Below are 20,496 nucleotides of genomic sequence, written 5' to 3'. Positions count from 1 at the left end.
TAAACCGAAATGGGTGATCGGATAATCCCGAAATAACTGATCGGAATGCTCCGAAATATGCACCGTAAACCAACTTTGTGTTGGTTTGAGCGATAAGTTACTTCTACTTGCGCTATACAGATGTGTTCAGCATATTCAATCTTTTACATAATAATAAAATTATTACAGTTGTGGTTCATTATGGATTTTTAAATATGGCCACGTATTAATGATTTTTCTGAAATTTTTTAAATAACTTTCGAGTTACTTACCAGAAATAAGGCCATTTTAAAAATAACTTTTGATGCTTTTTTTGTGAATTTTTATGCGTATATTGCTGAAATGGTGCGAAAACATACGTTTAAACTTGTTTATTCCTTTGGTATTTTGTTGCTTTTTTTTGGTTTTTTTTATACCTGAGGGAAAAATCCTCTGCTAGTGATGTGATCTTACTAATACTTCTATCTATTATGCGAATCCAAGAAACGCACTCCCTTGGTTTAAGTAGTAGGTATAGCCACGGATATGTGTGTTTATAACCAAAAGCAATGTCGAACAAAATTTATTTTAGGTGACATTAATTTTTGGATGTTGTTTTTAATATATAGATACAAGGTATTATAGAAATGAAAAAATTACTCGCAGCTTCAATAGTTTCTGGAATGATGATGGCTTCTTTTGGCGCAAACGCGGCTGGTACTGACTTAGAGGTTTATCTAACAGGTAGTGTCACTGAGTCAACCTGTGAACCAGGCCTTTGGGTTGATGGTGTAGAAATAAGTAACGCTGTTGTTAATGTTGATAGTGTTACTAAAACTGAAGCTTCTAATTCAAGTGCAGAAGGTGCTGTGGGAACGGCAAAACAGTTCTTTATCGCACCATCAAATAATGTTTCTTGTACGGTTCCAACAAGTGCTCAAATGCTTATTCAAGGTGATGCACTGGTTGGTTTAGCCAAGTCAAGTGTCCTAAAAAATACTGCTGGTAATATTGATAATATGGGAATGCTGCTAACTCATAATGGTGCGGACGTACTCATCAATAGCATCAACTCATTTGCAGGTGTTGACATTGATACTGCGACTGGAGCTGTCCAATTCGAAGCACAAATGTATCACACAGATACTGCTGATGTTACTGATGCAGGTACAGTTGCAGCGCCAGTTACTTTTGTTGTTACTTATCAATAATATATCAAATTAACACCCACTGATTTAACAACCTAACTATTATTCTCTTATTTATAGTGAGATATCACTTGTAGATAAGAGAATTTTTTATCCAATTGGCATTAACTAGAATGCTTATTGGATAGAAATAAGAGTTTAGATCTTTCAACTATACCTATAAATGTATTTATATTGTTTAATTAGAGATACTTTGGATTTTTTAGTATGCCTGCATTTTTATACTTGTTAATAATATTATTTATTCCTGTTGATTCTATTGCCAAAGGAATGAGAATTAATCCTGATTTTATAAATGCTAGTTCTGGAGTGTCGGAAGAATATTTAAATAAGTTTATCAATAGCGAGAGGTATGTTTTACCCGGTGTATATAATGTTGCTTTATATGTAAATGAAAACTACTATAGACTTATTGATATTGATGTAAAGTTAGATAAATATGGTGAACCTATATTTTGTAAGGATATGAGTGCACTGAATATTAAAGAAGCATATATAGACAAAGATAACACTTATGACTGTGGTGCACTTGATGAGACATTTGGTGCTAAGGCTGAGTTTGATAAAGAGCATGAAAGATTTGACTATTCGATCCCAAACCAATATCTATATCAAAAAGATGATAGAGAAACCTTAGAGCGTAGAGTACAAGAAAATATAATCAATGGTGTATCTGTTAACTATGATTTTGAAAAAACAATTTCTTTATCTGATAATAATACGGATAGACTTTATGGCTCTTCACAGATTTATGCTAATGTATCTCAAGTACGATTTTACTCATCGCTCAATTATGAAAATGATGAGCTAAACTATAACAACGCTTATTTCAAAAAGTCTATTTATTCACTTAACTCAGATCTTGCTTGGGGTGATTATAATACTAACACTATTGGGAGTGTTACATCCGGGGTTAATATTCGTGGTGTGGGTATATCATCAGTTCGTAGTTTGTTTAATCCTCGTGGTTTTCAATCACACATTCCGATTAGTGGTTACGTTAGCTCGCCGTCCGAGCTGAAAATTTATCAAGATGATCGCTTAGTTAGGACGGAATATGTGCAAGCGGGAAACTATGACCTTGATTCTTTGATGGGGGGAACGAGCTTAACAGGCAAAATCAAAGTAGTAGAAAAGTCACTATCAGGGGGTGATGAAGTAAGCAGAGAATATTTTCTCTCAGGCAGCAATGATTTACTGAACACTGGTGAAAGCTTTTTTACATTCAACGCTGGTTATATCAAAAATAGTAGTGACTCAGTTGGTAGCCAGGTGATCTATGCTGGTTACAAATATGGCTTAGATGTATTCTCTCCCTTTGTCTCTTCTACTCTTATGGATGGATATTCTAACTTTGAGCTTGGTTCAAGCGTTATATCGCCGTGGGGTGATAATATCACTTTATCTTTTGCTGGAGTTGATTCTGACGTTAGTGATGAAGTGGACTATGCATTCAGTATAAGTTATGCGAGAGATTTGAGTGATAAAGTGAATTTTTATTTTCTCAATAACACTTACCTATCTGATAATTTTATTAGCGCAAGTGAGTATTCCAACATAATTGATCAGGACAAAAGTACTTCTAATCAAAGCCGTCGTATTGCCAGCAGCATTGGGCTTCAATGGTCACTTGATTATAGATATTTAGACTTAGTCAGTATCAATTATGACCACTCAGAAGAGAATCAACTCAGCGTTATTAAAGATGAAGATTACGATAATGTATCTCAGACATTTAGACTCTCTATGTTTGGTAGCTTACCTACGAGTCTTTACGGCCTGCCCATCACATATTCGACCGATATGACCTACGAAACTTATGATAGCGTAAACTTACAACGTGATGATGAGCTGGGTGTGTATTTTAGTATTAGAATACCATTTTCGTTTGGTAACAAAACATTGTCAGTGTCAAGTGTGGGTATTACGAGTCGTTATTCTAATGATAGCCAGAAGAATATAAATGAGATAGATATGAATGGTAGCTTTAATAATGAGAATGGCAGTATAAATGCAAGGGCTTCAGATGATAGTACTTATAGTATGTCATTACAAAATCGATCTTTTGGTAGAAGAACCACATTAACATCTTCACTTAATAATGAGTATGCAAGTGTTGGTGGTTACGGTAGTGTCATATACACTGATGAAACGGGTTTAGTCTTATCTGATGGCAAGATAAATAAACCCTTACTGGTTAAAGCTCAGGGGTTGGAGGGGAGTAAACAGCTAGGAGCAGAAGTAAACAGTGATGGCTACTTTGCGATTAACTCTGGAACTCAATATCGTGAAGCTGAATACACATTATCAACCAGAAATGTATCAAACGGTATAGATATCAAAAACCCTAAGCACATTATAACTCCGGGTGCAGATGGTACTTTTTCATTGATTAGCTATGATATAGAAAAAGTAAATAAGTTTTACGCTCGCATCGTAACGAGCGAAGGTTTTTTACCTTTGGGTACCGCGGTTGACGTCAATGATGACACTGTCTACATTGATAACGATGGTGGAGCAATTTTTGATATCAAATCACCATTAGTAATGGATGATATTAGCTTTAAAGTTTCGGGAAAAGAATGTCAATTACCTAGGTTAAAAGAAAATACATCTGGTAATATTATTGATTTAGGAGTAGTGCGTTGTGAATTATAGATTACTTATTTTAGCTATTGTTTTTTTTGTACCTTTTTCAGTCCATTCATTTATGTTATCTAATACCCGTGTTATTTACTCCGGAGGGCAAAAAAAAGCTCCTTTATTGGTAAAAAGTACGTCAAAAACAGACGAGGTGATTCAATTCTGGATATCAGATTTTATTGAAACGGATACCCCTTTGGAAGAGAAGAAACCATCCCTCGTAGTTTTTCCTAATGTTATAAAAATAAATGATGGAAATCCTAAATATGTGTATATCTCCCTTTTAGAAGGTGCTGATGGAAAAAATAATCTACCTCAAGATAAAGAATCTATTTTCTGGATAACGGCTAGAAAAATACCTCTTTTATCTGAAGAGTCAGAGGGCAAACCTGCAATAAGTATTGCACAAGCAGTAAAGATAAAAGTTTTTTATAGACCTGAAGGATTAGAAGATATTATTAAGCGAGATGGTGCAGAAGAAAATATAGTATTATCTTGCTCTAATAACAACCTAACGATAAATAATAAAACACCCTATATATTCTCACCTACTAACGTAAGTATTGATGGTAAAGAAAATTCATTTATCGATGTAATATATCCTGGCAATAACACCACTGATATTAACTGTGGAAAAGAAGTTTCCTTCAATTTCATTGATGACTATGGTTCAGAGAGGCTATATACATATAAGGTTAATTAGTTAAGTATGATGTAGTGACTATATAAGGTTTTATAATTTAGGTATTTTTATGATAAGAATCACATGGGCTATATTTTCTTTTATCCCGTCATTAGTTTTTGCACAGGCTGGAACCGATTGGGTTTCTGATGCTTATTACTACAATAAAAACAAATACGATCTAAGCAATCTCACAGTTGGTCAAGAAACTTTAATTTTCTCAGAGACGAATGATTTATTTATTTGGGACAATACCCCTAGTAATATAAGAAATAGAAACTTTAACTGTAGTTACTCCTCACGTAGTATCGCTTCTGATGGTTTGATAGATTCTGGTAACCCAGATTACAAATTTAAGCTATACGTCAGTGGTTCCCTTGTGAAAAAATGTAATTATAGTGATGGATATGTAACACAAGACCCTACTTCTGGTAGGGAGCATCATTGGTATTTGCTGTTTGAAATGAAGCTAAGAAAAGTGGGGAATACAGGAAGCGACGCTATTCTTAGGTTTCCAAAGTTTCAGTTTTGTACCAATACTGGCAGCTCCTCTTGCTCTGGCCAAGACAGCCTACCATATAACGATACTCGGAGGAATTATTATGAGCCAAATAATAGCACCTCCAATGTAATTGTACCTTCGTTAGCTTGTGGTGCCGTTTTAAAAGATGAAAATAACCAAGATAGCAATGGGACATTTTCACTAGATAGAATTGCTAAGTGGCTAACAGTTGGAGAACCTCCTACATATGGAGGATCCTCCTTCATTGTCGATACCGATGGAGATGAGGGGTGCAAGAACTATACTAAGGCACAAATTGATTTTGACTTTCAACAGACTATTAGCAGCGCAGGTGACTATGTTGTTAGGAGTGATTCGGTTGACTATGGCTTTATATTGAGGGATAAGAATGGAGTCAATATTTCTAACAGTTACAGTAAGCTTTTTTCTGAAGGGACGTTAAATCCTTTAAGGTTTTATTTTAATTATTATTTGTTAACAGGTAACCCTCATGGTGGGATTGTGAATAGTGTACCCATTAATATAACTGTAGAATACCAATAAAAATTTACTCTCGTTTTTCGACAGTAATAGCTGGTGAAGTTAATATATTGAAATAATCATTTTAGATTGGACTTAGTATCCACTAATGCAATACCATCTCACTAAGGAGAAAAAATGTGTAGCATCCGAAAACTTATGTTATTAACTTTGACAGTACCGCTTGCGGCACATGCCCACCACGTATTAAGTCCATGGTATTTTGGTGCTGGTATGGGTATTAATGATTATGAGGTTAGTAATGATCAAGTTGGTAAGGTAAGTTCAGATGATGACACCACTTTTGCTGGTGATATGTTTGCAGGCTACTTTTTCAACGAAAATTTTGGCTTTGAGCTAGGTTACAGATATCTAGGTGAAGCTGAAATGCTTGATAGCACCAGCACCTCCTATACTTTAGAAACGAAAGGGATAACTGCTGGCTTAGTGGCATTCTTGCCCTTATCTTCCAAATGGAGTTTATCTGCAGAAGCTGGCGCGATGAACTATCAAATTTCAAGTGATAGCTCTGAATATACCAATGATAATGGTGTAGCACCATATTTAGGAGCTGGCGTTGGGTATAACATTACTCAGAATGTCAAACTTCAAGCTCAGTATCGACGTTATGAAAGTAGTTGGGACACGTTTCAAATGAACAGCAATTACATGGGACTAGAACTAAGCTATCGTTTTAGCGGCAAAAATCTAGGCGTAGCACCAACAGATGCGATGAATACACCACTTGATACAGATGGCGATGGTGTAAACGATGATTTGGATATTTGCCCAAATACTCCTACTACTCATCAAGTAGATTCAAGAGGATGTAGCGAGTATGTAAAAAAAATAGAACAACATGATTTAGCGATGATTCAATTTGCCAACAATTCTTCAGTAGTCACTCAAGGCTCTTACAAGTATATAGAAGAGTTAGCCAATTATATGAATAGCTACCCACAATCAACAGTACTTATATCTGGCCATGCGTCTAAAGTAGGAAATGAAGAATACAACATCAAGTTATCTTTGCAACGAGCTAACTCCGTGGCGAGGATTTTGATTGAGAAATATGGCATTGATGAAGTACGTGTTGAAACTAAAGGTTTTGGCAGCTCGGAGCCTAAAATGGCGGGTTCTAGTGCAACAGCTAATGAGGTAAACCGACGTATTGAAGCTCATGTCTCGAGGACTACGCAGGAAGTCTTACTTAAGTAAAAAAGATTTATTAATAACAATTCTAATATTTCATCTTAAATAGTACAAATACTCTTTATTCAATTATCCTAGTAGCACACTTCTTTTATTAGCCCACTGACCTTAGTGGGCTTTTTTATCATGCTTTTTTGCCCTTTTCTTGAGGGTGCGTAACGAAATTTTTACCCAATACAGTCGGTCATTTTGATTTTGTAAGGTTTTTATTACATTTATTTTGCTGTTGGCCTAGCCCTCTCACGGTGCTGTGATAATTCATCAAATAAAAATTAGTATTTTGCACTTCGTTCCATAAGTTGTGATTTTAATTCAAGTTTTTCATTGATTAGCCCCAGGAGTTTAGAAAGAGGAGTTGTGATTTTTCTAGGTTTCAACTGAGTTAAACGTTAACTGAGGTAAGTACATCTCCACTTATCTATACTTGTATTAATTTATACTATTGATTCTTTATTTAGGAAGTTTAATGATTCATTATACTTTAGATCAAATTTTATCTTTTGCTCTAACAGCTGAACATGGCTCATTTGTTAAAGCGGCGAGAGCAAGTGGTAAAGATAGGACTACCATAAGTGAGCATGTTAATAATCTCGAAATCGCCCTCAATACGAATTTGTTCGAAAGAGGTAATAATAAGCTCGTCATCACTGAGCAGGGACAGCTTTTGTTGCGATGGTCTCGTGCTTTAATTAGGCATGCGCAGGGTTTACAAACCTTCGCAGATTCTTTGTCTGTGTCAGATAAAACTCATTTTAGAATTGCGATTGACCTCCACTTGTCTAATGATTTTATTTTGGATACTGATATGGCAGTGAGGGATGTAAACCCCAATATAGTGGTTGATTGGATATACAGGAATAGGGCTGATTCTTTAGAAGACCTTGTTAATCAATCTATAGACGCTGCAATTGTTCTTCGGGATGAGTTTAGCCTAAAATCAATGCCTAGAGGAGAGCTGACTGCGTGTTATCTAGGTGAAGTTCGAGGAAAACTTTATACAGGAGTAGATTCGCCGCTGAAGGCTTTAAGTCCAGTTAATTTTAGTGATCTTATTGGTAGTATTAGGTACTTTTTACAAAGCTCTTCTGAGATTGGAATTGGAGAGAGAGCCTCCTACTCAGGCAGACAAGTTGTGCTGCATAGTGTCGAGTTAATTGAAAAGTTTATCGAGAAAGATGGCTGGGCCTATCTACCATCCAGCCAGAGTTTAGAAAGTAACCCTAAGATCACAACGTTAGAGGCTAATTTTTTAAATTCACACTGGCCAATGGGGCACTTTTTAATGAGTAGGAGTGATATGTCTGGACGCAACTTCCATAATGTATTGGAGTCAATAAAAAAGATGTATAGGCAGTTCTACTCTTAAGTGTCAATAGTTCAATTAATTCTAATCATCCCACTATTCGTAAATAAAGTCTGCTGAATAATTTAGCTATAGTCCCTCTCCAAGTCCAAAATCCCTTGTTTTATTTCACTTGGGAGTTGGACTTTACATTTATTCTCAAAATCAAACATCACACAGGTCGCTTGCCCTTGGGTGCAGATTTTTCCCATCTTTTGGCTGACAATTTGATATTCCATCGTGAATCGGTCTTTTTTCAGATCGACAACCTTAGCGCCGATCAAAAGGGTATCAGGGTAGGTAATTGGCAGTTTGTATTTGCAGCTGGTTTCTGCCAGTACAGGCCCAATAGTGGTTTGAGATGAGTCGACTAATAGATGGATTTTTTGAAAGTAGGACAGGCGAGCGGATTCAAAATATCGGAAATAGACCACATTGTTGACATGTTGCAAGGCGTCCATTTCTCCCCAAGCCACTTTAACTTCAGTGACAACGGGAAATGCTTCTAGTAATTGGTCCATGAATAGTCCTTTATGCTCAGCTCAGAATGTTTGAGTGTAAAGCAAAATCATGAAAAGGATAAGAAATGTTATGAAAATGTGAACCTTAAAGGAGTGGCTATCTCTCGACTTTACATCGATGATCTAGGAGAGTAGTTTAAGATTATTAACCTGATGGAGGATCTGGTATGACAGCACCACCTGGTTTTAATCTCGCCCGTATAGACAAACGTACTGACTGGACAAGTGAGTTGTTTAGTTTGCGTGTGACTGGCGCGCCACTTGATTTTAAAGCGGGGCAATTCACTAAGCTGGCAATGTATGATGATGCTGGTCAATTGATTAGTCGTGCGTACTCCATTGTCAATGCGCCATTAAATGACAGTGACATGCTAGAGTTTCTAGTAGTTGCAAATCCTCAGGGTAAGCTTACTCCCAAATTGCACTGTTTAGAGGAAGGGAGCCAAATTTATGTGGGCAGTACAGCACATGGAGATTTGGTTCTTAGCTCTATTCCCAAATCAACTCAAGATTTGTGGCTCCTTTCAACGGGGACAGGCATAGGCCCATTTTTATCACTTTTGGATGACATCAATCTTAGGCTAGGATATAAAAAAATAGTTTTAGCTCATGGTGTTAGACACGAAAAAGATCTAGTTTATCGTTATTTGATTGATCAATTGGTGGGGCAATATGAAGGCCGTCTTTGCTATCTACCAATCGTGTCCCGAGAGGAATCTTCATTCGCACTTAAAGGTAGAATTCCTACGCTACTTGAAGAAGGCCAGCTGCAAACTGCGGTAAAAGCGCAACTCACCAAGGAAAACAGCTTTGTGATGCTGTGTGGTAATCCCGACATGATTAAAGAAACCACTCAGACATTGCAAGCTATGGGGCTCGAGAAGTTTCGTAGAGCGACAGGTGGCAATATTACTTTTGAGCGCTACTGGTAATGAGTTGTAATGCCATAGTATAACAATGAATAAAGGCCCGAGTAGGGCCTTTATTCAGTTAAAGGGCGTTAGAAAATCAGATGAGCAATACCAGCAATGACAGGTAGAGTAATTAAAGTTCGCAAGATAAAGATAGCGAACAGCTCAAAGATATTAACAGGAATACGGCTGCCAAGAAGTAGCGCACCCACCTCAGACATGTAAATCAACTGAGTGACAGACATAGCTGCAATAACAAAGCGAGTCATCTCGTTATCGATTGAGCTTGCTAAAATTGCAGGAATAAACATATCAGCAAAGCCAACCACTATGGTTTCCGATGCGGCAGCAGCTTCTGGTACACCTAGCAGCTCTAGGAAAGGAATAAACGGCTGGCCGAGAATACTAAACACAGACGTGTATTCAGCAATGACTAAAGCGATGGTTCCAAGCCCCATAACGACAGGAAGAACGCCAAACACCATATCGATGGCATTACGAACACCTTCGCCAAAAACAGAGCCGATAGACTTTACTTTTCCCGCTTTTTCTAGTGCTAATTCCATGCCCCAAGAGAAATTGGTATGTCCTACAGGGACGAGATCCGCATCTTCCTTTGGCTTGCTACCATCAATAAAGGTGTCCTTTTTCATACTCAGTGGTGGAATGCGCGGTATGATGATTGCAGCGACAATACCGGCTAGACAGATAGCGCCGTAAAACGGTAGGAATAAGTGTTCGAGTTCAACTTGCGCCAGCACAACCAAGCTAAATGTAATCGATACGGCAGAGAACGTCGTGCCGACAACCGCTGCTTCTCTTTGAGTATAAAATTTAGTCTCGTATTGTTTGCTGGTCAGAAGGATACCAACAGAACCATCTCCTAACCATGATGCGATACAGTCTATCGCACTGCGACCAGGAAGGTTGAAAATAGGACGCATGACTTTACTAAGCAAAGTACCAAACAATTCCAACAGGCCAAAATTGAGAAGCAGAGGTAGGAGCAAGCCAGCGAAGATGAATACCGAGAATAAGGTTGGTAATAGGCCTTCAAGTACCAGTCCACCTGTGTTTTCTTCCCAGATGGCCTTAGGTCCTATCTGAAAAAATGTCATAGCGACTGCAAGACCGCCAATGACGCGCACCATGAGCCAAAGCGGACTCGGATTGAACAACCCATTTAAGAAGGCATTACGAGATATAAATGCAGGATTTTTTATTCGACATAGGACTGAAGCCGATGCCATAAAGATAATGATCCCAGTGACGATGCCAACTAAATGGTCGCCGAATAATGCTTGAATGGTTTTCGCAAGAATGGCCACAGGAATAGTGATATCACCTTCATAGCTAATAGGTGCCATGAACAGGAATAAACCCAGTAGTGAAGGGATAAGAAACATCCAAAGATTGGATTTGGTGTTTGTTTGTTTGATGGTTTGAGCGTTATTCTGCATTACAAATCTCATGTTACTGCTAATGAACAGAAGCTATGAACTAGCCAGCATACTTATTCACTAAACATCTTTATATAGTCATCCTTGGCGAAGAGTAATCCTTATTGAGTATTCTTGCAATACTATTCAATAAATTTCCCTAAATATGCACAATTTAATATGACGCTTGTGTGAATTAATGGTGTTTTGTTTCAAGGATGTTAAATTGATTAACTTTGTGTTGCAAGTTGGTTTTTTCTATTGTTAGACATTAGACGTCAATAAATGTGATAGAAATCATTATAATTATTAGTTTATCAAATAGAAAACCGCCCATTGGGCGGTTTTCTATTGTCCGTTTTGAGACTTACCTATTAGCCACTTTTCCAAGTTTTAGCCAAGTATCGATCACTGTGTCTGGATTGAGTGACACAGAACTTATCCCCTGTTCCATCAACCACTCAGCAAGGTCATCATGATCTGATGGTCCTTGACCACAAATACCTACGTATTTACCCGCCTCACTTGCTGCATCAATCGCCATCTTGAGCATGGCTTTGACGGCAGGATTACGTTCATCGAATAGATGAGCCACATCTCCAGAGTCTCGGTCAAGGCCCAGTGTAAGCTGAGTCATATCGTTTGAACCGATAGAGAAGCCATCGAAATATTTAAGAAAGTCTTCTGCAAGTACCGCGTTGGATGGCAGCTCACACATCATGATGACTTTTAGTCCTTGGTCACCCCGACGCAGCCCATACTTAGCCAAAATATCGATGACTGAAGCAGCCTCGCTAGGAGTACGAACGAATGGGATCATGATTTCGACATTCTTAAGCCCCATTTCGTTACGGACACGTTTGATCGCTTGTGTTTCTAATTCAAAACAGTCTTCGAACACCGGTGAAATATAGCGAGACGCACCTCTGAAACCCAGCATAGGGTTTTCTTCGTGAGGCTCATAGCCTTTGCCACCGACTAGATTACTGTACTCGTTAGATTTAAAATCAGACATACGGACAATAACGCGTTTTGGCCAGAAAGCCGCAGCAATGGTCGCAATACCTTCGGTGAGTTTGCTGACATAGAAATCGATCGGGTCTTTATAGCCACGGATACGTTCGTTAATTTCTGCTTTAAGCTCATCGGTTTGAGCATCAAAGTTAAGTAAGGCTTTGGGGTGAATGCCAATCATTTTATTGATGATGAACTCTAAGCGAGCGAGACCAACGCCTTCATTCGGAATCTGGGCAAAATCGAAGGCGCGATCTGGGTTACCCACATTCATCATTACTTTGGTTGGTAGTACTGGAAGCTCATCAACAGTTGAGCGCTTGATATCAAAATCTAGCTTGCCATTGTAAACATACCCTGTTTCACCTTCAGAACATGAAACGGTGACTAGGCTTCCATCAGTCAGGCGGGATGTTGCATCGCCACAGCCAACAATGGCCGGAATACCGAGTTCTCTGGCAATAATAGCAGCATGGCAAGTTCGACCGCCACGATTGGTAATAATTGCTGAGGCCTTTTTCATTACAGGCTCCCAATCAGGGTCCGTCATATCGGTTACCAACACGTCACCGTCTTGAACCAAAGACATCTGGTCCAAAGAGTCGACTAAGCGAACAGGGCCAGAGCCGATACGCTGGCCAATCGCACGACCTTCTACTAACACATCTGCTTTGTTACTCAATTCATAGCGCTCAATAACATTTTGCTCGCTTTGTGAGCACACGGTCTCAGGTCTGGCTTGAACAATATAAAGTTTGCCGTCAATACCATCTTTTGCCCATTCAATGTCCATTGGACGCTGGTAGTGCTTCTCTATGATCATCGCTTGTTTGGCTAGTTCTACAATCTCGCTGTCACTGAGAGAAAATTGTTGCTTCTCTTGGTCAGAGGTATCAATAGTGCTGACTTGTTTACCTATCTCAGGGTTATCTGAATAGATCATCTTAATCAGCTTAGAGCCGAATGTTTTCTTTACGATCGCTTGCTCGCCCGCTTCAAGCATAGGTTTGTGAACGTAAAATTCATCAGGATTTACTGCGCCCTGTACTACCATTTCACCGAGTCCCCAAGAGGATGTGATAAACACAACCTTATCAAACCCGGACTCGGTATCTAAAGTAAACATTACGCCGGAGGAGGCTTTGTCTGAGCGTACCATTCTCTGGATACCCGCCGACAGTGAAATACCTCTGTGATCAAAACCCTGATGGACTCGATATGAAATCGCCCGGTCATTAAACAAAGACGCATAAACATGCTTAGTCGCTTCAAGTACTGCGTCTATTCCACTAACATTAAGAAAGGTTTCTTGCTGGCCTGCAAATGATGCATCGGGTAAATCTTCTGCGGTTGCCGAAGAGCGAACAGCAACCGATAATTCGGTATTACCTTCTATCAGCTGTTGGTAATTATTTCGTATATCTTGCTCAAGATCAGCAGGGAAAGGGGCATCGAGTACCCATTGACGGATAGTTGCCCCTGTTTTTCTGAGAGCATCGACATCTTCAACATTCAGTTCATCGAGTAATTGGTGTATCCGTTCGTCAAGACCTTCAAAATCTAGGAATTGGTTAAAAGCGTAAGAGGTGGTGGCAAAACCATTGGGCACTGAAACTCCAGCGTTTGAGAGATTGGAAACCATTTCTCCAAGTGAGGCATTTTTACCGCCGACTTTGTCGACGTCTGCCATGGTTAGGCTATTGAACCAGAGGGTGTTCTTTTGCATGTCTTTCTCCAGAAACATTGCAGTTTTGTAGGAATAGAGCAAACGTTTACGTTTGTACATAAAAAAACGCAGCAAATTTAAAAGCTGTGCGGTACGTAACTGTTAGCTATGCTTTATTATCGATATTATTATGCTATCCATCCTACTCAAAATAATTTTAAAGTTTAAATAAAAAATGCAAATTGATATTCAAAGTCGTGATGTATTCTATGTTTCTGACGGGACGGCTATCACATGTGAGACCTTGGGGCATGTTGTACTTGGCCAATTTCCTCTTAATGTTCATGAAAAGACGTTTCCTTTTGTTGAGAGCGAGGACAAACTCACCGATTTATTAAGGGAGATTGAACTGTCTTATAAAACAACGGGTCTTAGACCCTTGGTGTTTTTTTCTATTGTTCTTCCAGATATTAAACAGAGGCTTTTGCAGGCACCAGCCTATAGTTACGATGTGCTAGCGGATATCGTTGAACAAGTAAAAAGTGATATAGAAATGGACCCTCAACCACAGTTACAACGTTCTCGGAGTGTCAGTAAGGACTCTGCGTCTTATTTTGATCGTATTGCTGCGATCGAATACACCTTAGCTCATGACGATGGGATCACACTGAAAGGTTTAGACGAAGCTGATATTATCTTACTTGGTGTTTCCCGCAGTGGAAAAACGCCTACCAGCTTGTATATGGCCATGCAATTTGGGCTGAGAGTGGTCAATTATCCTTTTATTGAAGAAGACATTCGCCGTTTGAGGCTGCTCCCTGAGTTTGAAGTTCATAGGCATAAACTTTTTGGTTTAACTATTGATCCACAAAGGCTAAATGAAATTAGGGAAAATAGACTCGCAGGGAGCGACTATGCCAGTGAAGAACAGTGCATCAGTGAATTGGCAAGTGTTGAGTCTTTGTTCAGACGTGAAGCCATACCCTACATTAACACCTCTGCCTTGTCGGTTGAGGAAATATCAACACGCATCCTTGAAAAGGCAGGACTACGGCGCCGTCTGTTGTGATTCTAGAAGGATTTAGATTGATATTTTACTAGCCCTTCGTCGAGTAATTGTTTGAGCTGATCTTTATATTTGTACTTTTTCGACACTAGCATATGGAACTTGTGTTTAGACATGTTTGGCACAAGTTCTATTGCTAAACTGTCACCCAGATAGTCAATACCCCAAATGCTTTTTATACCATTTAGGATCTCTTTCCATACAATGATGACATCACATTTGTCTGCATTTAGCTCTTCGACCAGTTCGTGCATGCTATGCGCGGTTTGATTTATCGTTTTTAATCCAAAGTCGCTGTAGTTGTAGCCAAAGATTCCGCACACTTTATACGCTTCTAAATCTGAGCCTTGTGTGATTTTAAGGCCCTTAGCAAATTTTGATTTTTTAAACACATAAGAAGGCGTTGTTGCATAATACCAAGTCGTATAGAGGAAATCTTTTGCGCGCTCATCTGAGTAGGTGGCGCTTACGGCGAGCTGAAAGTCGCCGGATTTGGTCCCTTTTAAGCATCGGGACCAAGAGGACATGGTGAAGTCGAAAGTGATGCGTTCTTTTGGCAATATTTCATTGAGAGCATCGAGGTCAAAACCTTTTACCTCTTCGTCTTGCACATAGGTATAGGGTTCCCAGTCAATCGAGTCTCCGCAGACATTTAAATGGGAGCCTGACAATTGGTCAGCATTAGCCAAGGCATTTGAGGCCAAGAAAAATAACATAAGGCAGTAGTAAGTTTGTGATTTCATTTGTAGTGAATACGATGTCTATGGTTAATGATAAGTATAGCCATGCTAAAACTATTTGTTTGATTTTGTTAATCGAATGCCGGTTTGAGATAGTGCGATGTGATGGGATAGATAGTTTGCTACCGGCGGGGCATCTCACCCCGCCATCGATGTGCATTTTGGCTACTAAAGAGACCCCTCCTAATGTCCGAGGCTTGTTTGATGCTCACTAATGAGTACATCAAGGGCAAGCTCGGCACGATTTTCTGCTGAAGAAAGGGTGTCCTGTGCATTAAACGCCTCTACCACCTCGTAGTAACATTTTAGCTTGGGCTCGGTGCCTGATGGCCTTACAATAACTTTGGCACCACCAGCTAATCGGTAGATCAACACATCACTAGGAGGAAGATCTATTGTAGAGGTTCTACCATCGGCATAATAGCGTATGGAACGTTGAAGATCGTCTATTTCTGTCACCTGTCTACCAGCAATATGAGTAGGTTGTTCAGCACGGAGTTTATCTCCAATTGGAGGAGCATTAGGATCTAATCCAGTACTGTGCTGTGAATTGATATACATGCCATATTGACGGTAAATATTTTCGAGTTGGTCCCAAAGGGTTTTACCCTGACTCTTCAATTCTGCGGTTAGCTGGGAAAAAGCCACTAACGCTGATAACCCATCTTTATCCCAAACGGTGTTTCCTATGGTGTAACCAAGTGCTTCCTCGTAGGCAAAAAGAAACGGTTTGTCAGTTGTTTCATTTTTCATCGCAACATTGGTTAACCACTTGAATCCTGTTAAGGTTTGGTAGTAATTTGCATTGTGAGAGTGGGCAATTTTTTCTAATAGGCTGGACGAAACGACTGTGTTACCAACGAGTTGCTTCGATGCTTGAGTTTTATTTAACAGATAATCAGCAAATAAAGTCCCGACTTGATCTCCAGTCAGCATCTGATAATTGCCATCATGTTTTAAGGCTGCAACTGCAAAACGGTCAGCATCAGGGTCATTGGCGCAGGCAATATCGGCGTTATTTTCCTTAGCAAGGGCGATGACCATGTCCATTGCTCCCGTTTCTTCCGGATTAGGGAAGTTTACCGTCGGAAATGTCCCATCGGGCATTTCTTGTTCTTTTACGCTATACACCGAGGTGAAACCCGCATCGCTCAGTAAGGCTTTCGCCATGTTAGCTCCTACGCCATGCATGGCAGTATAGGCAATAGAGATGGGCTCTGGTTTGGTGGGTGAAATTAGGGCAGGATTGTGGTTAACCGCTTGACGATAAGTCTGATAATATTCCTCAGTTAGCCATAATAGAAGAGCATCCTGTTCTGCTTTTTTTAGGGGAATTGACGGGATTGGCATACTTGCCGCGCAACTAATCTCCTCGGCAATCCCAGAATCATGGGGCGGAATAATTTGAGCCCCATTTTCCCAGTAGACCTTAAAGCCGTTGTATTCAGGTGGATTGTGACTAGCGGTGACCACAACAGCGGCTGCGGCATTTAGGTACTTCACTCCAAACGCCACGATAGGCGTCGCGGCAACATCGTGAGTCAGATATACTCGGATACCTAGCGCGGTTAGAACAGACGCAGTGTCGTGAGCAAATTGCTTGGAATCAATGCGACCATCATAACCAATTACAACCCCACGATGTTTGGCTTGTTCAATATTTTTAATTAAGTAATGGCCTAATCCTGCAGCGGTTTCTTGAATCACGAGTCGATTCATTCGATTGGGGCCTGCGCCTACCTTGCCCCTCAATCCTGCTGTGCCAAATTCCAACCTCTGACTAAAACGGTTGGCAATTTCTAAATCGTTGTGTTGTTCTATCAATTTTTTCAGTTCTTGACGTGTACGTGGGTCGGGATCTCTTTCCAACCAATGGGTCACTTGCTGCATCATAATTTATTTACCCTGATAACTGAGGCCTTGAATGAAATTTGGCAGATAATCATTTGATAGTATGTGAAACTGGTTATCATTTGCGAGAGAGCAATCGTTAAATTAGATATTGTGATCAAGGTTAACTTTAATCGGCCAAAATAGTCGACATTTCCAGTAGCACTTTCTTGCATATTCCTAAAACGCCAACTAGCTTTTGATAACATAACTATAACAAATTTAATCAAATTTACGGTTTAGAACGTATTTCCTCAACCCATTTGCCCATTAGGACTTTTTTGCGCCATTAAGCAGTAGGCGTGTTGGTTAAATCGTCATGGATGATGCCTCAAGAAAGAGGAGAGATCTTTTGAGAAGATTACAGGTAATACTGTGGCAACTAATCACTGTGTTGTTGTTTGGTTTTGCTGCCAAAGTGAGTGCTGAGCAACCCTCACTCAATATGACCCAAGGTGTGACGGGTATAAGTGGTCAAGTATATGATTTACATATGCTTATCTTTTATATTTGCTGTGCGATAGCGGTGGTGGTGTTTGGAGTGATGTTTTACTCTATGTACCACCATAGAAAGTCGAAAGGCGCCGTCGCAGCAAACTTCCACGAAAGTACCCGAGTTGAGATTATTTGGACTGTGATTCCGATTGTTATTTTGGTTCTAATGGCGATCCCCGCGACTCGCACTCTGGTTGCAATGGAAGACACTTCCCAATCAGATTTGACGGTCAAAATTACAGGCTCTCAATGGAAATGGCATTACAGTTATTTCGGTGAAAACATAGAATTCTATAGCTTGCTTGCAACCAGTCAAAAAGAGATTGATGGTATTGAAGACAAAGGCGCTCATTACCTTCTCGAAGTTGATAACCCCCTTGTCTTACCAATCAATCGTAAAGTTCGATTTTTGATGACGTCTGATGATGTGATCCATTCTTGGTGGGTGCCAGATTTTGCGGTGAAAAAAGATACGGTTCCAGGATTTATTAATGAAGCATGGACCCGTATCGACAAACCCGGTATCTACAGAGGCCAATGTGCGGAGCTGTGTGGCAGAGCTCATGGTTTCATGCCAATTGTTGTCCAAGCAATGGAAGAGAGTGAATTTGACGCTTGGCTAGTAGCGAAGAAGGCCGAAATAGAGAAAGCCAAGCAAGAGGCCGCGGAATCGCTCACGGCATCACTATCTAAAGAAGAACTCATGTCTATTGGTGAAAAGATCTATGTTGATAGATGTGCTGTTTGTCACCAAGCCAGTGGTGCAGGCATTCCAGGGGCATTTCCTGCGATAACGGGCAGTAAAGTGGTTACTGGTGATATTAGTGGTCATATTGGTGTGATTGTAAATGGTCGCCCAGGTACGGCGATGCAGTCGTTTGCAAATCAGCTCACAGATAAAGAAATTGCAGCTGTGGCGACATACCAACGAAATGGATTGGGAAACAATACGGGTGATCTTATACAAGCATCCGACGTGAATGCATATAAAGCTTCCAAGGAGGGACAATGAAAACGTCCAAACCTGAGTCTTTGACTACCGAAAGCGTAAAATCAGCACCAGCGACGGACGGAGAACTTGCCGGCGCAAACAGTGCGATTGCCATCGACGATCATGATCATCATGACGCGCCGAAAGGCATTACTCGCTGGTTATATTCCACTAACCATAAAGATATCGGGACCCTTTACCTTTGGTTTAGCTTTATTATGTTTCTGACTGGCGGTGCAATGGCGATGATTATTCGTGCTGAGCTTTTCCAGCCAGGGCTGCAATTAGTGGAACCTGAGTTTTTCAACCAAATGACTACAGTTCATGGTTTGGTTATGGTATTTGGGGCAGTGATGCCAGCTTTTACTGGCTTGGCCAACTGGATGATTCCCTTAATGATTGGTGCGCCAGATATGGCTTTGCCAAGGATGAATAACCTCAGCTTTTGGATCTTACCCTTTGCCTTTTTAATTCTACTTAGCTCGTTATTTACTCAAGGGGGAGGGCCTAATTTTGGCTGGACATTTTACGCCCCCCTGTCCACAACCTATGGCCCAGATAGTACCGCTTTATTTGTATTTTCAGTCCATATTATGGGGATTAGCTCCATTATGGGGGCGATTAACGTTATTGTGACCATCGTCAATTTGCGCGCACCTGGAATGACTTGGTTTAAGATGCCAATGTTCGTTTGGACTTGGCTAATTACGGCGTTTCTTCTTATCGCCGTCATGCCGGTGTTGGCAGGTGCTGTCACTATGGTTCTTACGGATAAGTACTTTGGAACGTCATTTTTTGAGGCGGCTGGAGGAGGAGATCCTGTGATGTTCCAGCACATCTTTTGGTTCTTTGGTCATCCAGAAGTTTACATAATGATTCTGCCATCTTTTGGTATTGTGTCGGCAATTGTTCCTGCATTCAGTGGTAAAAAGCTCTTTGGCTACCATTCAATGGTTTACGCGACATGTAGTATTGCCTTGTTGTCATTCCTCGTGTGGGCTCACCACATGTTTACGACGGGGATGCCTGTCTTTGCTGAACTCTTCTTTATGTATTGCACCATGCTTATTGCGGTCCCTACTGGAGTAAAAGTGTTTAACTGGGTCGCGACCATGTGGCGCGGTGCTATGACCTTTGAAACACCGATGTTATTTACCATTGCCTTCATAATCTTGTTTACGATTGGCGGTTTTTCCGGCCTGATGCTGGCCATTGTTCCAGCTGATTTCCAATATCATGACACCTATTTTGTGGTAGCACATTTCCACTATGTGCTTGTGTCAGGAGCGGTATTCTCAATTATGGCGGCCGCGTATTACTGGTTACCTAAATGGACCGGTCATATGTATGACAACCGGTTGAGCTTATGGCATTTTTGGTGCTCAGTGATTTCAGTTAATGTGTTGTTCTTTCCGATGCACTTTGTTGGGTTAGCTGGCATGCCTAGGCGTATACCGGATTATGCAATTCAGTTTGCCGACATCAATCAGATTGTGTCGATTGGTGGTTTTGCATTTGGTTTGTCACAGCTTATTTTCCTCTGGGTGGTCATTAAATGTATCCGTGGAGGCGAAAAAGCTGAGGCAAAAGTATGGGACAGAGCGGAAGGTTTGGAATGGACAGTCCCAAGCCCCGCTCCTCATCATACCTTCTCGACTCCACCAAAAGTGGACTAA

The 20,496-nt window shown here is 40.3% G+C and carries 15 protein-coding genes; 10 read left to right on the top strand and 5 right to left on the bottom strand.

Annotated features, from left to right (window positions below; translation table 11 throughout):
- Positions 1-605: 605 nt before the first annotated feature.
- From QQK21_RS13395 to QQK21_RS13370, 6 genes are all read left to right on the top strand, one after another.
- Complete coding sequence (locus QQK21_RS13395; RefSeq protein WP_284192695.1) at positions 606-1,169, top strand: fimbrial protein; 564 nt, start codon at positions 606-608, stop codon at positions 1,167-1,169.
- A gap of 204 nt (positions 1,170-1,373) precedes the next feature.
- Positions 1,374-3,824, top strand: coding sequence for a fimbria/pilus outer membrane usher protein (locus QQK21_RS13390; RefSeq protein WP_284192694.1), 2,451 nt, complete (start codon positions 1,374-1,376; stop codon positions 3,822-3,824).
- Positions 3,814-4,512 (top strand): fimbrial biogenesis chaperone, encoded by a 699-nt coding sequence (locus QQK21_RS13385; protein WP_284192693.1) that lies wholly within the window; start codon positions 3,814-3,816, stop codon positions 4,510-4,512. The genes QQK21_RS13390 and QQK21_RS13385 overlap by 11 nt, the downstream gene beginning before the upstream one ends.
- Before the next feature lie 49 nt (positions 4,513-4,561).
- Entirely contained in the window at positions 4,562-5,557 is a 996-nt protein-coding gene (locus QQK21_RS13380; RefSeq protein ID WP_284192692.1) for a hypothetical protein, read from the top strand.
- Between the two features lie 114 nt (positions 5,558-5,671).
- The gene (locus QQK21_RS13375) at positions 5,672-6,751 is read left to right on the top strand and encodes an OmpA family protein (RefSeq protein WP_284192691.1); all 1,080 of its coding nucleotides are present in this window, start codon (positions 5,672-5,674) and stop codon (positions 6,749-6,751) included.
- Positions 6,752-7,211: 460 nt separating this feature from the next.
- Positions 7,212-8,111: a LysR family transcriptional regulator gene (locus QQK21_RS13370; RefSeq protein ID WP_284192690.1), complete on the top strand. Its 900-nt coding sequence runs from the start codon at positions 7,212-7,214 to the stop codon at positions 8,109-8,111.
- 62 nt (positions 8,112-8,173) lie between these two features.
- Here QQK21_RS13370 and QQK21_RS13365 read toward each other — a convergent pair whose 3' ends face one another.
- Positions 8,174-8,608 (bottom strand): acyl-CoA thioesterase, encoded by a 435-nt coding sequence (locus tag QQK21_RS13365; protein ID WP_284192689.1) that lies wholly within the window; start codon positions 8,606-8,608, stop codon positions 8,174-8,176.
- 167 nt (positions 8,609-8,775) lie between these two features.
- Between QQK21_RS13365 and QQK21_RS13360 the strand changes: the two genes are divergently transcribed.
- Positions 8,776-9,540, top strand: a complete 765-nt coding sequence (locus QQK21_RS13360) for a ferredoxin--NADP reductase (protein ID WP_284192688.1) — start codon at positions 8,776-8,778, stop codon at positions 9,538-9,540.
- A 68-nt stretch (positions 9,541-9,608) separates the two neighbouring features.
- On the opposite strand, the gene QQK21_RS13355 is transcribed toward QQK21_RS13360, so the two are convergent.
- On the bottom strand, positions 9,609-10,979 hold the full coding sequence (locus tag QQK21_RS13355) for a YjiH family protein (protein ID WP_284192687.1): 1,371 nt from the start codon (positions 10,977-10,979) through the stop codon (positions 9,609-9,611).
- A gap of 346 nt (positions 10,980-11,325) precedes the next feature.
- Complete coding sequence (gene ppsA / locus QQK21_RS13350; protein ID WP_284192686.1) at positions 11,326-13,698, bottom strand: phosphoenolpyruvate synthase; 2,373 nt, start codon at positions 13,696-13,698, stop codon at positions 11,326-11,328.
- A 175-nt stretch (positions 13,699-13,873) separates the two neighbouring features.
- Here ppsA and ppsR point away from each other — a divergent pair, with 175 nt between their 5' ends.
- Positions 13,874-14,707: a posphoenolpyruvate synthetase regulatory kinase/phosphorylase PpsR gene (ppsR, locus tag QQK21_RS13345; RefSeq protein WP_284192685.1), complete on the top strand. Its 834-nt coding sequence runs from the start codon at positions 13,874-13,876 to the stop codon at positions 14,705-14,707.
- Positions 14,708-14,709: 2 nt separating this feature from the next.
- Here the strand turns inward: ppsR and QQK21_RS13340 are convergent, their stop codons facing one another.
- Together QQK21_RS13340 and QQK21_RS13335 are read right to left on the bottom strand one after the other, a co-directional pair.
- Entirely contained in the window at positions 14,710-15,447 is a 738-nt protein-coding gene (locus QQK21_RS13340) for a substrate-binding periplasmic protein (protein WP_284192684.1), read from the bottom strand.
- A gap of 180 nt (positions 15,448-15,627) precedes the next feature.
- Positions 15,628-17,337, bottom strand: coding sequence for a phospho-sugar mutase (locus QQK21_RS13335; protein WP_284192683.1), 1,710 nt, complete (start codon positions 17,335-17,337; stop codon positions 15,628-15,630).
- A 388-nt stretch (positions 17,338-17,725) separates the two neighbouring features.
- Between QQK21_RS13335 and coxB the strand changes: the two genes are divergently transcribed.
- Together coxB and ctaD are read left to right on the top strand one after the other, a co-directional pair.
- Positions 17,726-18,841, top strand: coding sequence for a cytochrome c oxidase subunit II (gene coxB / locus QQK21_RS13330; protein WP_431313119.1), 1,116 nt, complete (start codon positions 17,726-17,728; stop codon positions 18,839-18,841).
- Complete coding sequence (gene ctaD / locus QQK21_RS13325; protein ID WP_284192682.1) at positions 18,838-20,496, top strand: cytochrome c oxidase subunit I; 1,659 nt, start codon at positions 18,838-18,840, stop codon at positions 20,494-20,496. The genes coxB and ctaD overlap by 4 nt, the downstream gene beginning before the upstream one ends.

This window comes from Vibrio zhanjiangensis, from assembly GCF_030161235.1.
In the GTDB taxonomy this organism is placed as follows: Bacteria; Pseudomonadota; Gammaproteobacteria; order Enterobacterales; family Vibrionaceae; genus Vibrio; species Vibrio zhanjiangensis.
Note: the sequence above shows the minus strand (reverse complement) of the source record. Positions and strands in the feature narration are given on the sequence as shown.